This window comes from Rhodococcus sp. DK176 (assembly GCF_038447315.2).
Classification (GTDB): Bacteria; Actinomycetota; Actinomycetes; order Mycobacteriales; family Mycobacteriaceae; genus Rhodococcus_F; species Rhodococcus_F jostii_A.
The window spans coordinates 5,289,361-5,306,063 of sequence record NZ_CP118321.2 but is presented as its reverse complement, the minus strand read 5'-3'; the positions used below and the strand labels follow the sequence as shown (position 1 = coordinate 5,306,063).

The window sequence follows — 16,703 nt, the reverse complement described above, 5'->3', positions numbered from 1 at the left end:
CGGACAGACGCACCACTTCTCCGCAGCCGCACTCCTTCCAGGGCCCGAAAAAGAGTGCGCGAACCAAGAAGGGGTGCGTCCGATCGGCGATCGCTGCCTCACAATGATGTGAACATACGTTCGAATATCGGGTAGCATGGCGGCATGACTTCCGCGGATGCGCGGTATGCGCTCCAGGCTTCACTGTTCGACGACGCGTCGTTCGGTGTCGAACTGGGTGAGCTCGGGTCGGCGGTGCAGCGTCGCACGCTGACCGCGGGAGCGTGGGTCGACGTGCGACCGGGGTGGCTGACCGGTTCCGACGAGTTGTTCACGACGCTCGCCGAGACGGTGCCGTGGAAGGCGGAGCGGCGCCAGATGTACGACCGGGTGGTCGATGTTCCACGCCTCGTGCGGTTCTACCCGGAGGGTGAGCCGCTCCCCGACCCGCTGCTGGAGACGGCACGGGACACCCTGAGCAGGCATTACCTGCCCGAACTGGGCGAGAAGTTCGCCACTTCCGGGCTGTGCTTCTACCGCGACGGTTCCGACAGCGTCGCCTGGCACGGTGACGACACCGGCCGGAGCCGCACCGAAGACACCCTGGTCGCGATCCTCTCGCTCGGCGCCGCGCGTCCGCTGCTGCTGCGTCCGCGCGGCGGCGGGCACTCGATCCGGTACTCGCTCGGCCACGGCGACCTGCTGGTGATGGGTGGTTCCTGCCAGCGCACCTGGGAGCATTGTGTACCGAAGAGCACCCGCCCGCTCGGACCGCGGATCAGCGTGCAGTTCCGCACGAGAGGCGTGCGGTGATCACTTCCGGCGCGCGGCGACTGCCTGGGCGAGACGGTCCAGCTGCGCTGCCGTCGTGTTCCAGTCGATGCACGCGTCGGTGATGGACTGGCCGTACGTGAGGTCCTCGGCCTTTCCGAGGGTGAGGTCCTGACGACCGGCTTCGATGAAGCTTTCCACCATCACACCGACGATCCCCTTCTCGCCGTCCTCGAGCCGGGCCGCGATGTCGTTCAGCACGTCGACCTGCTTCTCGTGGTTCTTGCTGCTGTTGCCGTGGCTGGCGTCGATGACGACTCGCTCCGGCAGACCGCCCTTGCGCAGCCGGGCGAGCGTGTCCGCCACCGTCTCCGCGTCGTAGTTCGGTCCGTCGCTGCCGCCGCGGAGGATGACGTGGCAGTCGGGGTTGCCGACCGTGCGGATCAGCGCGGCCTGCCCGTCGAGGTCGGTGCCGGGGAACACGTGGCTCGCCGCGGCGGCGCGGGTGCCGTCGACCGCCACCTGCACGTCACCTTCCGTCGAGTTCTTGATTCCGACCGGCATCGACAGCGCGCTGCACAGCTGCCGGTGCACCTGGCTGGCGGCGGTGCGGGCACCGATCGCGCCGTACGTGACGAGGTCCGCGATGTACTGCGGCATGATCGGGTCGAGGAACTCACAGCCGACCGGCAGGCCGAGCGAGGACACGTCGAGCAGCAGCTTGCGGCCCATGCGGATCCCGGTGTCGATGTCGAACGTGCCGTCCAGGTGCGGGTCGTTGAGCAGACCCTTCCAGCCGAGCGTGGTGCGCGGCTTCTCGAAGTAGACCCGCATCACGATGTGCAGGTCGTCGCGCAATTCCTCGGCCTTCGCGGCGAGCCGGCGGGCGTAGTCCATGGCGGCGTCCGGGTCGTGCACCGAGCACGGGCCCACCACGACGAGCAGTCGATCGTCCTCGCCGTTCAGCACGTTCACCGTGTCGGCGCGGCCGGAGCGGACGGTCGCGGACGCGACGTCGTCGGGGGCGTATTCGCGGCGCACGACCGACGGGGCCACCAGCGGGCTGATGCTGGCGGTGCGCTGGTCGTCCAGCCGATCACTGCTGGTAGTGGTGTCGAGAGTGACAGTCATGGGTTCGGGTTCCTGTTCTCAGGCCGGCCCTCGAAGACTGTGGAGATTCCCGCGAGCCGGTCTGTAATCCGGCTCTGGGGTGGAAGAAGTCAGCGCGTGGTTACGCTGACCGGCCCACCCGGGGCCGGCCTGCTAAACCAGAAATATGCGCGCTGCATGGCGCCCACAGTAACGGCTGCCCCCGATCGGCGCCACACCCACCCCGGGCCCCTGACATTCGTCACGGTGAGGTCGTGACGGACGTGTGGGGTCGGCGGCCGTCCGGCTCGCACGCTGAATGCATGACATCGACAGAGCTCCGCACCTCCACGAAGGCCTCCGCGTCGCCGGCTCCGGCAGTCAGCCTGCGAGGCGTCCACAAGTACTTCGGTGACGTTCACGCCGTCCGGGGCCTGTACCTCGAGATCCGGCCCGGCGAGATCGTCGGTTTCCTCGGCCCCAACGGCGCCGGCAAGACCACCACCGTCGACATGGTCCTCGGACTGTCCCGCCCCACGGCCGGCGAGGTGTCCGTGTTCGGCACCGATCCGCGCACCGCGATCGCACAGGGCCTGGTCTCGGCGGCCATGCAGACGGGCGGGCTGCTGAAGGAGCTGACGGTCGAGGAGACCGTCCGGCTCACCGCGAGCCTGTTCGCCGACACGCGGCCGGTCGACGAGGTCCTCACCCGGGCCGGTATCGCCGATCTCGCAAACCGGTTGGTGGGCAAATGTTCCGGAGGTCAGCAACAGCGACTGCGGTTCGCGATGGCACTGCTGTCCGATCCCGAGCTGTTGATCCTCGACGAGCCGACCACGGGCATGGACGTCGAGGGCAGGCGGGACTTCTGGTCGGCGATCCGCGCCGACGCGGACAGCGGCCGGACTGTCGTCTTCGCGACGCACTACCTCGAGGAGGCCGACGCCTACGCCGATCGGATCGTGCTGGTGCGCAAGGGAAAAGTGGTCGCCGACGGCACCGCCGCCGAGGTGAAGGCGCTGTCCGCGGGACGCACGGTGCGCGCCCACCTCCCGGGCGCCGACAGGGAACAATTGTTCGCAATTCCCGGCGCCGACAGCATCGAGGTTCGCGGTGACAGCGTCCTCGTCCACTCGACGGACACCGACGCCGTCGCCCGCCACCTCCTCACGCAGACACCTGCCTGCGACCTCGAAATCGTCTCCCGAGGGCTCGAAGACGCGTTCATCGCGCTCACCTCCGACGCCTCGTCGGTGGGGAATCGCCGCTCACCGACCGGGAGACCGACGTGCTGCGCGCGGCACGGGACGGTGCGCCGGTCGCCTCCGTCGCGGCCGCACTGTTCCTGTCCTCGGCGTGTAGGCGCTTCGCGCCCGTGAGTGCTTGACGAGTCCAGGGACCCCTTAACCGCGCACGGGCCGAAGGCCTATGCTGGCCGGTGCAGACCTTCTCGCGCTGCAACACGTCTCTGGGCTCGAGAGGTGTACCCGTTTGCCGGCGGTAGCCGTACCGCGTACGCAACTGGAGATACCGTGACATTTTCTTTCACTGCGACCGTGCTGGGCTCACCTCGCATCGGTCCGAATCGCGAACTGAAGAAGGCCGTCGAGTCGTACTGGGCAGGCCGCCTCGACGCCGAAGGGCTCGACGCTCTCGCCCGGGATCTGCGACGCCGGACCTGGACGAGCCTGCGTGACGCCGGCCTCGACTCCGTGCCCGTCAACACGTTCTCGTACTACGACCATGTGCTGGACACCGCGGCGATGCTCGGCGCCCTGCCCGACCGTGTCGCCGGTATCGAGAGCGACCTCGACCGCTACTTCGCCGCCGCCCGCGGTAACGACACGGTCGCCCCGCTCGAGATGACCAAGTGGTTCGACACCAACTACCACTACCTGGTGCCGGAGATCTCCCCGACGACGACGTTCGCCCTCGACCCGTCGAAGGTGCTCCGCGAACTCGAAGAGGCACGTGCCCTGGACATTCCGGCCCGCCCGGTGGTGGTGGGTCCGGTCACGTTCCTGCTGCTGTCGAAGGCTGTCGGCTCGGACGCACCCCGCCTCGACCGCCTCGACGAACTGGTCCCGCTGTATGCGGACCTGCTCGGTCGGCTCGCCGGCGCGGGCGCCGACTGGGTGCAGATCGACGAACCCGCGCTGGTCGCCGACCGCACACCGGAGGAGATCGCGGCGGACAAGCGGGCCTACGACCGGTTGTCCGGGCCGGAGTTGCGACCGGCGATCCTCGTCGCGTCGTACTTCGGCAGCCTGGGTGACGCACTTCCCGCGATCGCGTCGACCGGTGTCGAGGGGATCGCGATCGATCTGGTTGCCGGATCCGACACTCTCGCCACGGTTCCCGATCTGACCCGCAAGCACGTCGTCGCCGGTGTCGTCGACGGACGCAACATCTGGCGCACCGACTTGGACGCGGCCCTGGCGTCGCTCGGCACCCTGCTGGGCAGTACCGGTTCGCTTGCCGTGTCGACGTCGTGCTCGCTGCTGCACGTCCCGTACACGCTCGACGCGGAAACCGGCATCGACAAGGCGCTGCGGTCGTGGCTGGCGTTCGGCACCGAAAAGGTCCGCGAGGTCGTCACACTCGGCACCGCACTGACCAGCGGTCGCGAGTCCGTGGACGACGAGTTCGCGCTCGCCCGCGCGGCGGCGTCCACCCGCAGCACCGACCGGCGTCTGCACGACGCCACGGTCCGTGCTCGGCTGGACGTGCTCACCGCGTCCGATCCGGGGCGCAGTCCCGCGGCGGAACGTCGGGAAGCCCAGTCGGCGCTGTCGCTTCCGGTGCTGCCGACCACGACGATCGGCTCCTACCCGCAGACGACGCAGATCCGCGTCGCGCGCGCCGCGCGGCGCAAGGGTGAGATCGACGAGGCCGAGTACCTGAAGCGGATGCGCGCCGAGGTCGCCGATGTGGTTGCGCTGCAGGAGAAGCTGGACCTCGACGTGCTGGTGCACGGCGAACCGGAACGCAACGACGTGGTGCAGTACTTCGCCGAACAGTTGGACGGGTTCTTCGCGACGGACAACGGCTGGGTGCAGTCGTACGGCAGCCGCTGCGTCCGTCCGCCGATCCTGTACGGCGATGTGCGACGCAGCAACCCGATGACCGTCGAATGGATCACGTACGCGCAGTCGCTGACGCAGCGTCCGGTGAAGGGCATGCTCACCGGTCCGGTGACGATCCTGGCGTGGTCGTTCGTGCGCGATGACCAGCCGCTGGCCGACTCCGCCAACCAGGTGGCGCTGGCCATCCGGGACGAAACGGTGGATCTGCAGGGGGCGGGCATCCGGATCGTCCAGGTGGACGAGCCCGCGCTGCGCGAATTGCTGCCCCTGCGGGCCGCGGATCAGCCGGGGTACCTCGACTGGTCGGTCGGGGCGTTCCGTCTCGCGACGTCCGGGGTCTCGGACTCGACGCAGATCCACACCCACCTCTGCTATTCGGAGTTCGGTGAGGTCATCGAGGCCATCGCGAGGCTCGACGCCGACGTCACCTCCATCGAGGCTGCGCGTTCGCACATGGAGGTCCTCGACGACCTCAGTGCCGTCGGCTTCGACCTCGGAGTCGGCCCGGGCGTGTACGACATCCACTCGCCGCGGGTGCCCGGTGTCGAGGAGATCGCGGCGTCGCTGCGGGAGGCGCTGAAGGCGGTGCCGGTGGAACGGCTGTGGGTCAACCCCGACTGCGGGCTGAAGACCCGCGGTCCCGCCGAGGTCGAGGCGTCGCTGCGCAACCTCGTCGACGCGGCGAAGCTGGTCCGCGCGGAGCTGTAGGCGGCTCCGCCGCCCGTGAGTGGTTGAGGAGTCTCTGGACTCGTCAACCACTCACGGGGCCGAAGGCCCTGGTCTGCGACGGATTCTCGCCGAACCGGCGACGGTAGGCCGCCGCGAAGAGGCCGAGGTTGACGTATCCCCACGCGCCGGCGATCGAGGCGACGGTCTCCCCCGGTGATGCGGTGAGCAGTTCCTCGCGGATGCCCTGGAGCCGCTGCTCACGCACGTATTCGGCGGGCGTGGTGTCGAGGTATTTCCGGAACGCCCCGGACAGGGTCCGGACGCTGACCCCCACCGCGTCGGCGATGTCGGAGGCGGTCGGCAGTTCGCGGGCGTACTCCCGGATGTACTGGACGGCGTGCCGCACATAGCCGGGCGCCGCCGGGCCGGTGGACCTGTCCGGGTCCACTCCGGCGCGAGCCGCCCATTCGGTGAGCAGGTGACCGACCAGCAACTCCTGCAGGTTGAGACCGATGCGCCCCTCGGTGGCGTGTCCGGGTAGCTCTCCCGTCGTCCGCATGGCGTACCCGAGCAGGGCCTGCCAGCCGGATCCACCGCCCCCGATGACGCATTTGCGTTGCCAGAGAAGACCTCCGGGGTCGAATCCCCACCACCGCACGGCCGTGTCCGCGAGCAGCGTGTGGGGAACGGTGAGATTGAGCTGGACGTGGTCGGGCGAGAACTCGACGAGGTAGTCGACGTGACTGCAGTCGGCGACGAACGTGTCGCCCGCCGGTGTGTCCGCGGTGGCGTCGTGGTCGAGGTGGTGCCGGGCGTTGCCCCGAATGGTCGTGAGAACGAGCGCGTTTCCGGCGTCGGACGAGAAGTCGCCGACCGAGACGGGGATTCCGTAGGAGAACCGGGTGACGGTGATGTCGCCGATCTTCGTGGAGTACATGCTCGACCGGGGCGACAGCCCGACACCGAGCGGACGCACGACATAGGGCATGTACACGCGGTCGGACCAGAGCTGGATCTCGCTCCAGTCCTCCGACGTTCTGCGCTCGGCGGCCGGTGGCCGTCCCACAGCAAACGGATCCAGCGCGACCATGCGTCGAGTATCCCACCCGCAGGGCCTTCGGAGGCCCATTGCTTATATCGTGAGTGTGTGCTCATAATATGGGTGTACCTGTGACACCAGTCACTACCCCGCCTCCTCGATAAGGACGCGCACATGTCAGACGTAGCAATCCTGATCAACACCACGGTCGCCGTAGCGGCGGTCGTTCTGATGATCGTGCGTTTCAAGTTCAACCCAGTGGTGTCACTGGTCGTCGGATCCGCCTACCTCGGACTCACGACGGGACTCGGCACGGCCGAAACGGTGGACGTCATCAGCACCGGCTTCGGCGACATCATGGCCGAAGTGGGACTTCTGATCGCCTTCGGCGTCCTGATGGGCGCCATGCTGAAAGAAATGGGCGCGATCCAGCGCCTGGTCGGGACACTTCTGCGCGTGTTCGGGCCGAAACGAATGCCCTATGCGCTATCGCTGACGATCGCGACGTTGCTGCAGTCCATCTTCCTCGACGTCCTGCTCGTCATCTCCGCCCCGCTCGCCCGCAACCTCGCCCCGAAGGTCGGCCGGGTCGGGACCGCACGCATGGCCACCGCCCTCGCCATCGGCCTGGAGTGCGGCATCGTGCTCATGGTTCCCGGTGTCGGCGCCCTCGCCCTCGCCGGACTTCTCGGTGTGCCGCTCGGCAAGATGCTGATCTTCGGACTCATTCTGGTGATCCCGACCGTGGCGATCTCGGTCGCGATCATGTCGTTCCTGTTCACCCGCGGTTGGTGGAACCCGGAGAAGGACGAAGAGCACTTCCATCAGACGGTCGTCGACGACGAAGAAGACCAGTGGACCGACGGCGGCAGCGGCGGGACCACCCCGCGGCCCGACGCCGGCGGCGGCGTCGCCCAGGCGCAACGCGCCGCGACCGTCACCGAGGTCACGGCCGGGCGCGCGGCGCACGACCGCCCCCTCATCCTGCTCCTCGCTCCGCTGCTCGTTTCCCTCCTGCTCATCGCGACCGGCGCGATCCTGGACATCGCCGAGATCACCAATCCGGTCGTCGCGTTCGTGTCCGAGCCGCTCATCGCGTTGCTGATCGGACTGATCGGCACCAGCTTCGTCGGACGCCTCACCGTCGGCCAGCACCGCATCCAGAAGGCGATCGCCAGCGGTTTCAGCGAGAGCGGCCAGATCCTCATCCTCACCGGCGTCGGCGGGTCCCTCGCCGCGACGATCGCAGCCGTCGGCCTCGGCGACATCCTCGGCAAGTACTTCACCGCCAATCACGCCGCTCCGCTGCTCATGGTCTGGGTGATCGCCGCCGTCCTGCACGTCGCCGTCGGCTCGGTGACCATCTCCGCCATCACCGCCGCGGGCGTCCTCGCACCCATCGCACCGACCCTCGGCCTCGACCCCGTCCTCATCGCCCTCGCGGCCGGCGCCGGCTCCCTGTTCGCGGTGCACGTCACGAGCAACACGTTCTGGCTGCTGCAGTCCTTGATGGGTCAGACCACACGAGGCACGCTGAAGACATGTTCGGTGGGAGTATCGGTGGCATCGGTCGTCGCAATACTGCTCGTCCTGCCCATGAGCCTCGTTCTCTGAGCGTCACTATCAGTTAAGGATCACCATGTTCTCCGACAACACCATTCGGCCCCTCGACGGGGTTCGGGTACTCGAGCTGGGCAATTACATCGCCGCCCCGACCGCGGGCCGGATGCTCGCCGACTTCGGGGCCGAGGTCATCAAAGTGGAGCGCCCGAAGACCGGCGACGAACTGCGCAACTGGCGGCTCTACTCCGGCGACACCTCGATGCTGTACCGCACGATCAACCGCAACAAGAAGTCGATCGTGCTGGACCTGCGCACCGAGGAAGGCAGGCAGCTCGTCCTGGACCTCGCCGCCAAGTGCGACATCCTGCTGGAGAACTTCCGGCCCGGCACCCTGGAGAAGTGGGGCATCGGACCGGACGCGTTGAACGCGGCCAATCCGGACCTGGTGATCACCCGCATCTCCGCGTTCGGGCAGACCGGACCGATGTCGCAGCGGCCGGGGTTCGCCGCGGTCGCGGAGGCCGCGGGCGGATTCCGCGAACTCGTCGGCGACCCGGACCGGCCACCGGTGCGGGTGGGGGTGTCGATCGGCGACTCGATCGCCGGCCTCTACGCGGCGTTCGGTGCGGTGATGGCCCTGTTCCAGCGGGAGGCCGCGAAGGTCGCCGGAACGCCGGGCCCGTCCCTGCCGCATCGGATCATCGACGTCGCGCTCAACGAATCGATCCTGTCGATGATGGAGTCGCTGATCCCCGACTACCTCGCGTACGGCATCAAACGCGAACGCGTCGGCGGCCGGATGGAGGGCATCGCCCCGTCGAACGCGTACATCTGCAGCGACGGTGACAGCATCATCATCGCCGGCAACGGTGACGCCATCTTCCAGCGCTACATGGACACCATCGGCCGCCCCGACCTCGGTGCCGACCCGGACCTGTCCACCAACGCCGGGCGGTGGGCGCGCCGCGACGAACTCGACACGGCGATCGGCCGGTGGACGATTCAGTACTCGCGCGACGAGGCGCTGAAGATCCTGGACGCGGCCGGGGTGCCGTCGGGTCCGATCAACACCGCCGCCGACATCTGCAGCGACGAGCAGTACGCGGCCCGCAACATGATTCAGCAGTTCAGCGTCGACACCGGTGAGGCCGAGCCGAAGCAGGTCGGGTTCCCCGGCATCGTCCCGGTCATCGGTGGGAAGTCGCTGCCCATCCGCAACGTCGGACCGGACCTCGGCGAGCACACCCGGGAGGTCCTGGAAACGGTGCTCGGCAAGACCCCGGAACAGATCGACTCCATCGTCAACGACACGGTAGGTGGCCTCTCATGACGCAGTCCTTCGAATCACGCACCCTGCTCCGCGACGTCACCTTGCGTGACGGGTTGCAGTTGACGGGCAAGATGCTGCCCACCGCCCGGAAGCTCGAGATCGCCCGGCGGCTCCTCGAACTCGGCGTGCCCGCGCTGGAGATCGGGTCGATGGCCCGCCCCGACCTGGTCCCGCCGATGGCGAACACCGTCGAGGTGATCTCGGAACTGACCCCGGATGAACTGGACCACTGCTGGGTGTGGGTGGCGACGCCCCGGCACGTGGAGAAGGCCGCCGCGGCCGGCGCACGACATTTCCAGTACTGCTTCTCCGCCTCCGATTCCCACAATCAGGCGAACATCGGACGCTCCACCGAGGACAGCCTCGCCGCGATGCCCTCCGCGATCGAACTCGCGCAGCAGGTCGACGGCAGCATCCAGCTGTGCATCGCGACGTCGTTCACCTGCCCGTTCGAGGGCCGGGTACCGGAGCAGCGGGTCATCGACATCGCCAACGACCCGCGCGCCCACGGCGCCGTCGATGTCGTCGTCTGCGACACCCTCGGCCAGGCCGTCCCCGCCGAGGTGTACTCGCTCGTCTCCCGGGTCCGGCTCGAAACCCCGCAGCGCGGAATCGTCTTCCACGGTCACGACACCTGGGGTCTCGGGGTCGCGAACAGCCTCGCCGCGGTCGCGGCCGGCGCGATGACCGTCGACGGCGCCCTCGGCGGACTCGGCGGCTGCCCGTTCGCACCCGGTGCCAGCGGCAACACCGCCAGCGAGGACCTGTTGTTCGCCACGCGCCCGGACTGGCTGAACCCCACCACGTTCGGATCCCTCGTGGAACTGTCCGAGAAGACTCTCGCCGAACTCGGCGAAGCCAATCGGTCCAAGGCCGCGCAGGGCGCACGCTCCAATGCCACCGCGTTCGAGTGGGTCATCGGCGGCGGCCGATGAGCGGCGGCCGGTTCTACGTCACCACCCCGATCCCCGAACCCGCTCTCACGCTGCTGCGCGCCGCGGGCAGCGTCGACGTTCCCGACGAGCTTCCGGACGCCGCCCGGCTGCGGGAGGTCTGCGTGTCCGGCGACTACGACGTGGTGGTGTCCCAGCTTCGCGACACGTTCGACGCCGATCTCCTGGCCGCCGCGAAGATCCGCGGTATTTCCAACTACGCGGTCGGGTTCAACAACGTCGACATCGGGGCGGCGACCGCGAACTCGATACTGGTCGGCAACACACCCGGTGTGCTCACCGACGCCACCGCCGACGTCGCGATGCTGCTGATCATGGCCACCGCCCGCCGCGCCGTGGAGGCCGACACGTTCGTCCGCGCCGGACGGTTCACCGGATGGGAACCGAACCTGCTCCTCGGCCAGGATGTTTCGGGGCGCACGCTCGGTCTCGCCGGATTCGGCCGGATCGCGCGGGCGACCGCGAAACGGGCACTGGCCTTCGGGATGCAGGTGCTGTTCTGCCCACGGCCGCCCGGCGACCGGCCGGTCTCGGACGAGGAACTCGGCGAATTCGCCGGACTCGTCACCCACACCGATTGGGACACCCTCGTCACCACCAGCGACTTCCTGTCGCTGCACGTGCCCCTCAACGCACAGACCCGCCACCTGGTCGACGCCGGCGTACTGGCCGCGATGAAGCCCTCCGCGATCCTGATCAACACCGCCCGCGGTCCCGTCGTCGACGAAGCCGCCCTCGTCGCCGCCCTGAAATCCGGGGAGATCGCCGGGGCCGGGCTGGACGTCTACGAGGACGAACCCGCGCTCGCCCCGGGGCTCGCGGAACTGTCGAACACGGTCCTGCTCCCCCACCTCGGCAGCGCCACGGTGTCGGTGCGCGCCGAGATGGCGAGGCTGTGCGCCGAGAACGCTGTGGCCCTGGCGCAGCACCGGATTCCCCCGCATCCGGTGAACCCGGAAGCCTGGAACTCATGACCGTCCTGATCGCCCCCGACAGCTTCAAGGGCACCTACACCGCCGGAGAGGTCGCCGACGCGGTCGCGACGGGGGTCGAGTCGTCCGGCGGTACCGCGATCCGGCTGCCGGTCGCCGACGGGGGTGAGGGCACCCTCGACGTTCTCACCGTCCCCCTCGGACTGCGCCCGATCACCACCCGGTCCCGCAATCCCTGGGGCAGTCCGTGCCGGCCGACGTACGGACTGTCCGACGACGGGACCGCGGTCATCGAGATCGCCGCCGCCTCCGGGATCACCACGCCGCACGACGGCCCCCGCGACCCGGTCACCGCCACCACCTACGGCACCGGGATGCTCGTCGCGGACGCCGCCCGGCGCGGTGCCCGGCGCATCGTCGTCGCGGCCGGCGGGTCCGCCACCACGGACGGCGGCACCGGGGCCATCGCCGCCATCGAGGCGGGCGGCGGACTCCGGGGCGCCTCCGTCACCGTGCTGACCGACGTCACCACCCGGTACGTGGACGCGGCCAGGGTGTTCGGACCGCAGAAGGGAGCCGACGCGGGCGCCGTGCAACTCCTCACCCGGCAACTCGAAGCGAAGGCGCGGGCCCTGCCCCGCGACCCGTCGAGTGTCGACGCGACCGGCGCCGCCGGCGGGTTCTCCGGTGGGATGTGGGCACGGTACGGCGCCGAACTCCGCTCGGGCGCCGATTACATCCTCGACGTGATCGGCTTCGACACCGTGGCCGCGGACGCGTCGGCGATCGTCGTCGGCGAGGGCAGGCTGGACGGACAGACGAAGGCGGGCAAGATCATCTCCGCGATCCTCGCCCGCGCGGGCGCCACGCCGGTGTACGCCGTCGTCGGCTCCGTCGGCGACGATCTCGGCGACTACCGGTCCCGGTTCGCCGGCGTACTCGTCGCCACGGACGCCGTGGCCATGCACGACGCCGGCCGCACGATCGCGGCGCAACTCATGACGGGTAGCGGCCACCCAGCGTCCGGGTGACCTGCTCGGCGCTGCCGACGAGCAGATCCACCCACTTCTCGCACTGTTCGCGTGGCATGCGCAGTGTCGGCCCGCTGATCGCCAGTGCACCGATCACGTCGGCGGACGAATCGAACACGGGCGCAGCCAATCCCGAGGCGCTGTCCTCCCGCTCCCCCGCGGTGATGGCGTACCCGTCGGCCCGTGCCTGGTGGATCAGTTCGCGCAGCACCGCGGTGTCGGTGACGGTGCCCTCCGTCATCGGCTCGATGGGGCCGGCGAGGACCTGTTCGGTGAGGTCCGGGTTCCAGGCGAGCAGAACCCGGCCCGCCGATCCCGCGGGCAGGGGGACGATCTTCCCGACGTACATGTTGCGGCGCAGCGCGTGCTCGGTTTCCGCGATGGCCACGCACACGCGGTAGCCCTGCTCGACCCGGAAGAAGCTGGCGGTCTCGCCGGTGGCGTCGCGGATCTCCTTCAGCACCGGCGTGACGACAGCCAGCACGTCGAGTCCCTTGGTGGCCGTCGCAGCCCAGAACGCCATCTTCACGCCGATCCGGATCTGGTCGCCGGTCCGGTCGAGGAATTCCTGCGCCACCAGGTTGCTGACCAGCCGTTGGACCGTCGACGTCGGCAGACCCGTCGCCTGGTGGATCTCGCCCAGCGTCATCGACGGACGCGTCAGGCTGAAGGCATCGAGGATCTCCGTGATCTTGCTCAGCACCAGCAACGGTTGGTGCTTGGAGGTCAATTCGCCGTCTTCCGCTCGCATACCCTCGACGATAGTCGCCCCCACCAGCACGTGAGTGCCAACGAACCGCCGAACACACTTCGGCACTCACCTGGGGCGAATCGATTGTCGCCACACGGGCGGGGATGTGGTACCTATTGAAGATGCTCGAATTCGACTCGACGAAAGGCGCATGAGCGCCCACCGAGATATCTCTCCGACACGATGGTTCGGGGAATTCACCCGCGCGTTCGACGCGCTTCGATCGCGACCTTCACGGTGCCGCGACCCGTCCGCTCCCCGCCGGACACTTCTCCATTCACCATTGACGCTGCCCTACAACGACTTCGAGAAAGGAGGTAACCGTGAAGTTGGCTGAGGCACTGGCCGAACGCGGCGATCTGACCCGTCGGGTGGAGCATCTGAAGTCGCGCATTCTCACAAATGCACGACATCAGGAGGGCGAGTCGCCGGCGGAGGATGCCGCGGCGCTGCTCGTCGAACTCGACGAGGTCCTGGACCGCCTGGAGGTCCTGGTCCGAAGGATCAATCGGACGAATACCGCTGCACCACTGGGCGACGCGAGCATCACGGACGCGCTGGCCCGCCGGGACATGCTGCGAATCCGGCACCGGGTGGTGTCCGCCGCCGCGGATGCCGCCTCCGGTCGTGAGCAGGACCGATACGGCAGGCAACTCCGCTCCGAACTCGTCTTCGTCGCGGCGTTGCCCGTCCGGGAGCTGCGGCGGACTGCAGACGATCTCGCCCGGCAGATCCGGGAGATCGATCTGCAAGTGCAGAAGGAGAATTGGGAAGTCGAGTTGCTCGACTGACCGATGCTGGGTGGTAGGTAACCGTTTCGGAGGCGAGCACGCACCGCGAGTCGACGGTAATTCGGCTCTTCTCCGGCGTGGAGGGCAACGCTCCGGGCACACACCCGGATCACAGTGCAGCCCTGCACACCGCACAGGTGACGGTGCACGACGCACACCTCATCACCGGGTGCTGATCCGAGACGGCGAGGGCGGGCAAGGGGCTACCCACACACGTGAGTGGCAGAGCGTGCCGAAGCACGCTCTGCCACTCACGTCGGGGATCAGCCGACTACGAGATCCAACTCGTCGTCGGACACTCCGACCGCGATGCTGCCACCCTCGACGAGGACGTCGTCGAGCAACAGATCGGCGATCCGATCGTCGACGGCCCGCTGGATCGACCGGCGCAACGGACGCGCCCCGAACTCGGGCTGGTGTCCGTGCTCGGCAATCCAATCGACCGCGGCCTCGCTGAACGAGATCTCGATGCCCTTGGACTGCAGCCGCTTCCGGCTGTCGTCCAGCAGCAGGTCGGTGATCCGGTGCAGCTGCTCGTTGTCGAGCTTGCGGAAGATCACGATCTCGTCGATCCGGTTCAGGAACTCCGGACGCATCGACTCACGCAGCCGGCCCATCACCCGATCCCGCAGCGGCTTCTCCGAGGCCTCCGCGTCACCGGTGCTGAAGCCCAGCGCACCCGACTTGCTGGAGATGATGTCGGACCCCAGGTTGCTGGTCATGATCAGAACGGTGTTCTTGAAATCCACCGTCCGGCCCTGACCGTCCGTGAGCCGACCGTCGTCGAGCACCTGCAGCAGCGTGTTGAACACGTCGGGGTGCGCCTTCTCGATCTCGTCGAGCAGGATCACCGAGTACGGGTTCCGGCGGACCTGCTCGGTGAGCTGCCCCGCCTCCCCGTATCCGACGTAGCCGGGAGGAGCACCGACGAGCCGGCTGACCGTGTGACGTTCACCGAACTCGCTCATGTCGAGTCGCAGCATCTTGTTCTCGTCACCGAACAGCGTGGCGGCCAGCGCCTTCGCCAGCTCGGTCTTACCGACACCGGTCGGTCCGAGGAACAGGAAGCTACCCACGGGGCGATCCGGATCGTTCATGCCGGTACGGCTGCGGCGCACCGCCCGGGCTATGGCCCGCACGGCGTCGTCCTGGCCGATGACACGACGATGCAGTTCGTCCTCGAGCCGGCGGAGCCGTTCCTTCTCCTCCTCGGTCATCTGGCTGGCCGGGATTCCGGTGGCCCGCGACACGACCTCGGCGATCTGCTCGGCGGTCACCTCGGGAGCGGTGTCGGACGCGCCGACCGCCTTCCCGTCGATCCGGGCCTGAACCTCCATGGCCTCGTCACGCAGTCGCGACGCCTTCTCGTACTGCTCGTCGGCGACAGCCTGCTCCTTGGCCTGCTCGAGTTCCGCGAGCTTCGCCCGCAGAGCATCCACGTCGACGCTCGGCATCCGCAGCCGCAACCGGGCCCCGGCCTGATCGATCAGGTCGATCGCCTTGTCCGGCAGGAAGCGGTCACCGATGTACCGGGCCGACAACTCGACGGCCGCCGAAATCGCCTCGTCCGTGTAGCGGACGCCGTGGTGCTCCTCGTACCGGTCACGCAGACCGGACAGGATCGCCACCGCATCCTCCACACTCGGCTCCGCAACCGTCACCGGCTGGAACCGGCGTTCGAGCGCCGGATCCTTCTCGATGTGCTTGCGGTACTCGTCGAGCGTCGTCGCACCGACGATGTGCAGCTCACCACGGGCGAGCTTCGGCTTGAGGATGTTGCCCGCATCCATCGCACCCTCGGCGCCGCCACCGGCACCGGCGATGGAGTGGACCTCGTCGATGAAGACGATCAGCTCGTCCGAGTGGGCCGAGATCTCGTCGATCACCTTGTTGAGACGTTCCTCGAAGTCGCCGCGGTACCGGGTGCCCGACACCATGCTCGACAGGTCGAGCTGGACGATGCGCTTACCCGTCAGCCGGTCGGGGACGTCGCCATCGACGATGCGCTGGGCCAGGCCCTCGACGACCGCCGTCTTGCCGACGCCGGCCTCACCGACCAGCACGGGGTTGTTCTTGGTGCGGCGCGACAGGATCTCGATGGTCTGCTCGATCTCGTCGGCGCGCCCGATCACCGGGTCGACTCCGCCGCCGCGTGCGCGTTCGGTGAGGTCGAAGCCGTACTTGTCGAGCGTGGGGGTCTCGGAGTTCGACGACTCCTCCACCGATCCACCCTGCACCGCGGTCTGCAGCCGCTCCGGGGTGATTCCCTCGGACGCGAGCAGTCGGCCGGCGGCGTGGTCCTGATCCGCGGCGAGCGCCAGGAAGAGGTGCTCGGGATCGATGTAGGTGGACCCGAGGGCGCGCGCGAGTTGGTGCGCCTCGAGCAGCGCCGTCTTCAGCGCGCCGCTCAGTGCGGGCGTTGCAAAGCCTGAGGTGTCACGCCCCTGGGGCAGACGCAGTTCGACTGCGTCGGCGACGGCCGACGCGTTCGCGCCTGCGCGGCGCATCAGAGACGCGACGGGTTCGTGTTCTGTCATGACGCGCAGAACGTGGAGCGCATCGAGTTCCGCATCACCACGACCTGCGGCGAAGCGGGCAGCAGCAGCCATGAGCTCCTGGGTGGAGCGACTCATGAGCCGACTGATGTCGATGCGACCTGGGCCCTCCGGCCCGAAGAATGCTGGCATTCCTCAGCCTCCTAAAAGTTGAGCGTTAATCA

13 protein-coding genes are annotated in these 16,703 nt (G+C 68.3%); 9 read left to right on the top strand and 4 right to left on the bottom strand.

All coding sequences use genetic code 11. The features are described from left to right. Window positions 1–144 precede the first annotated feature (144 nt). A complete protein-coding gene (locus PSR88_RS25115) occupies window positions 145–792 on the top strand; it encodes an alpha-ketoglutarate-dependent dioxygenase AlkB (RefSeq protein WP_011597217.1) in 648 nt (215 codons plus the stop codon). Here PSR88_RS25115 and PSR88_RS25110 read toward each other — a convergent pair whose 3' ends face one another. Next, window positions 793–1,881, bottom strand: coding sequence for a 3-deoxy-7-phosphoheptulonate synthase (locus PSR88_RS25110; protein ID WP_016883876.1), 1,089 nt, complete (start codon window positions 1,879–1,881; stop codon window positions 793–795). A gap of 281 nt (window positions 1,882–2,162) precedes the next feature. Between PSR88_RS25110 and PSR88_RS25105 the strand changes: the two genes are divergently transcribed. Both PSR88_RS25105 and metE read left to right on the top strand, forming a co-directional pair. After that, complete coding sequence (locus PSR88_RS25105; protein WP_016883877.1) at window positions 2,163–3,218, top strand: ABC transporter ATP-binding protein; 1,056 nt, start codon at window positions 2,163–2,165, stop codon at window positions 3,216–3,218. 153 nt (window positions 3,219–3,371) lie between these two features. After that, complete coding sequence (gene metE, locus PSR88_RS25100) at window positions 3,372–5,633, top strand: 5-methyltetrahydropteroyltriglutamate--homocysteine S-methyltransferase (protein ID WP_016883878.1); 2,262 nt, start codon at window positions 3,372–3,374, stop codon at window positions 5,631–5,633. 43 nt (window positions 5,634–5,676) lie between these two features. On the opposite strand, the gene PSR88_RS25095 is transcribed toward metE, so the two are convergent. Continuing rightward, window positions 5,677–6,684, bottom strand: a complete 1,008-nt coding sequence (locus tag PSR88_RS25095) for an AraC family transcriptional regulator (protein WP_016883879.1) — start codon at window positions 6,682–6,684, stop codon at window positions 5,677–5,679. Window positions 6,685–6,807: 123 nt separating this feature from the next. Between PSR88_RS25095 and PSR88_RS25090 the strand changes: the two genes are divergently transcribed. The 5 genes from PSR88_RS25090 to PSR88_RS25070 are packed head-to-tail and all read left to right on the top strand — an operon-like array spanning window position 6,808 to window position 12,442. Beyond that, window positions 6,808–8,247: a GntP family permease gene (locus tag PSR88_RS25090; RefSeq protein ID WP_016883880.1), complete on the top strand. Its 1,440-nt coding sequence runs from the start codon at window positions 6,808–6,810 to the stop codon at window positions 8,245–8,247. Between the two features lie 25 nt (window positions 8,248–8,272). Continuing rightward, window positions 8,273–9,526: a CaiB/BaiF CoA transferase family protein gene (locus PSR88_RS25085; protein ID WP_011597211.1), complete on the top strand. Its 1,254-nt coding sequence runs from the start codon at window positions 8,273–8,275 to the stop codon at window positions 9,524–9,526. Then, window positions 9,523–10,461 (top strand): hydroxymethylglutaryl-CoA lyase, encoded by a 939-nt coding sequence (locus PSR88_RS25080; RefSeq protein WP_016883881.1) that lies wholly within the window; start codon window positions 9,523–9,525, stop codon window positions 10,459–10,461. Before PSR88_RS25085 ends, PSR88_RS25080 begins: the two co-directional genes overlap by 4 nt. Next, on the top strand, window positions 10,458–11,453 hold the full coding sequence (locus tag PSR88_RS25075; RefSeq protein WP_011597209.1) for a 2-hydroxyacid dehydrogenase: 996 nt from the start codon (window positions 10,458–10,460) through the stop codon (window positions 11,451–11,453). Before PSR88_RS25080 ends, PSR88_RS25075 begins: the two co-directional genes overlap by 4 nt. Continuing rightward, complete coding sequence (locus tag PSR88_RS25070; RefSeq protein ID WP_009477973.1) at window positions 11,450–12,442, top strand: glycerate kinase; 993 nt, start codon at window positions 11,450–11,452, stop codon at window positions 12,440–12,442. The genes PSR88_RS25075 and PSR88_RS25070 overlap by 4 nt, the downstream gene beginning before the upstream one ends. Here PSR88_RS25070 and PSR88_RS25065 read toward each other — a convergent pair. Further along, a complete protein-coding gene (locus tag PSR88_RS25065; protein ID WP_009477972.1) occupies window positions 12,408–13,193 on the bottom strand; it encodes an IclR family transcriptional regulator in 786 nt (261 codons plus the stop codon). The genes PSR88_RS25070 and PSR88_RS25065 overlap by 35 nt on opposite strands. Window positions 13,194–13,516: 323 nt before the next feature. On the opposite strand from PSR88_RS25065, the gene PSR88_RS25060 reads away from it, so the two are divergent. Beyond that, window positions 13,517–13,984 carry a DIP1984 family protein gene (locus tag PSR88_RS25060; protein WP_011597206.1) on the top strand — a complete coding sequence of 156 codons (468 nt, stop codon included), beginning with the start codon at window positions 13,517–13,519 and terminating at the stop codon, window positions 13,982–13,984. A gap of 263 nt (window positions 13,985–14,247) precedes the next feature. On the opposite strand, the gene PSR88_RS25055 is transcribed toward PSR88_RS25060, so the two are convergent. After that, window positions 14,248–16,671, bottom strand: a complete 2,424-nt coding sequence (locus tag PSR88_RS25055) for an ATP-dependent Clp protease ATP-binding subunit (RefSeq protein WP_016883883.1) — start codon at window positions 16,669–16,671, stop codon at window positions 14,248–14,250. Between the last annotated feature and the right edge of the window lie 32 nt (window positions 16,672–16,703).

Excerpts from the sequence above, each read along its gene's own strand:
- PSR88_RS25115 (WP_011597217.1), top strand. The coding sequence starts at position 145 with ATGACTTCCGCGGATGCGCGGTATGCGCTCCAGGCTTCACTGTTCGAC.
- PSR88_RS25110 (WP_016883876.1), bottom strand. The coding sequence starts at position 1,881 with ATGACTGTCACTCTCGACACCACTACCAGCAGTGATCGGCTGGACGAC.
- PSR88_RS25105 (WP_016883877.1), top strand. The coding sequence starts at position 2,163 with ATGACATCGACAGAGCTCCGCACCTCCACGAAGGCCTCCGCGTCGCCG.
- PSR88_RS25095 (WP_016883879.1), bottom strand. The coding sequence starts at position 6,684 with ATGGTCGCGCTGGATCCGTTTGCTGTGGGACGGCCACCGGCCGCCGAG.
- PSR88_RS25090 (WP_016883880.1), top strand. The coding sequence starts at position 6,808 with ATGTCAGACGTAGCAATCCTGATCAACACCACGGTCGCCGTAGCGGCG.
- PSR88_RS25085 (WP_011597211.1), top strand. The coding sequence starts at position 8,273 with ATGTTCTCCGACAACACCATTCGGCCCCTCGACGGGGTTCGGGTACTC.
- PSR88_RS25080 (WP_016883881.1), top strand. The coding sequence starts at position 9,523 with ATGACGCAGTCCTTCGAATCACGCACCCTGCTCCGCGACGTCACCTTG.
- PSR88_RS25075 (WP_011597209.1), top strand. The coding sequence starts at position 10,458 with ATGAGCGGCGGCCGGTTCTACGTCACCACCCCGATCCCCGAACCCGCT.
- PSR88_RS25070 (WP_009477973.1), top strand. The coding sequence starts at position 11,450 with ATGACCGTCCTGATCGCCCCCGACAGCTTCAAGGGCACCTACACCGCC.
- PSR88_RS25065 (WP_009477972.1), bottom strand. The coding sequence starts at position 13,193 with ATGCGAGCGGAAGACGGCGAATTGACCTCCAAGCACCAACCGTTGCTG.
- PSR88_RS25055 (WP_016883883.1), bottom strand. The coding sequence starts at position 16,671 with ATGCCAGCATTCTTCGGGCCGGAGGGCCCAGGTCGCATCGACATCAGT.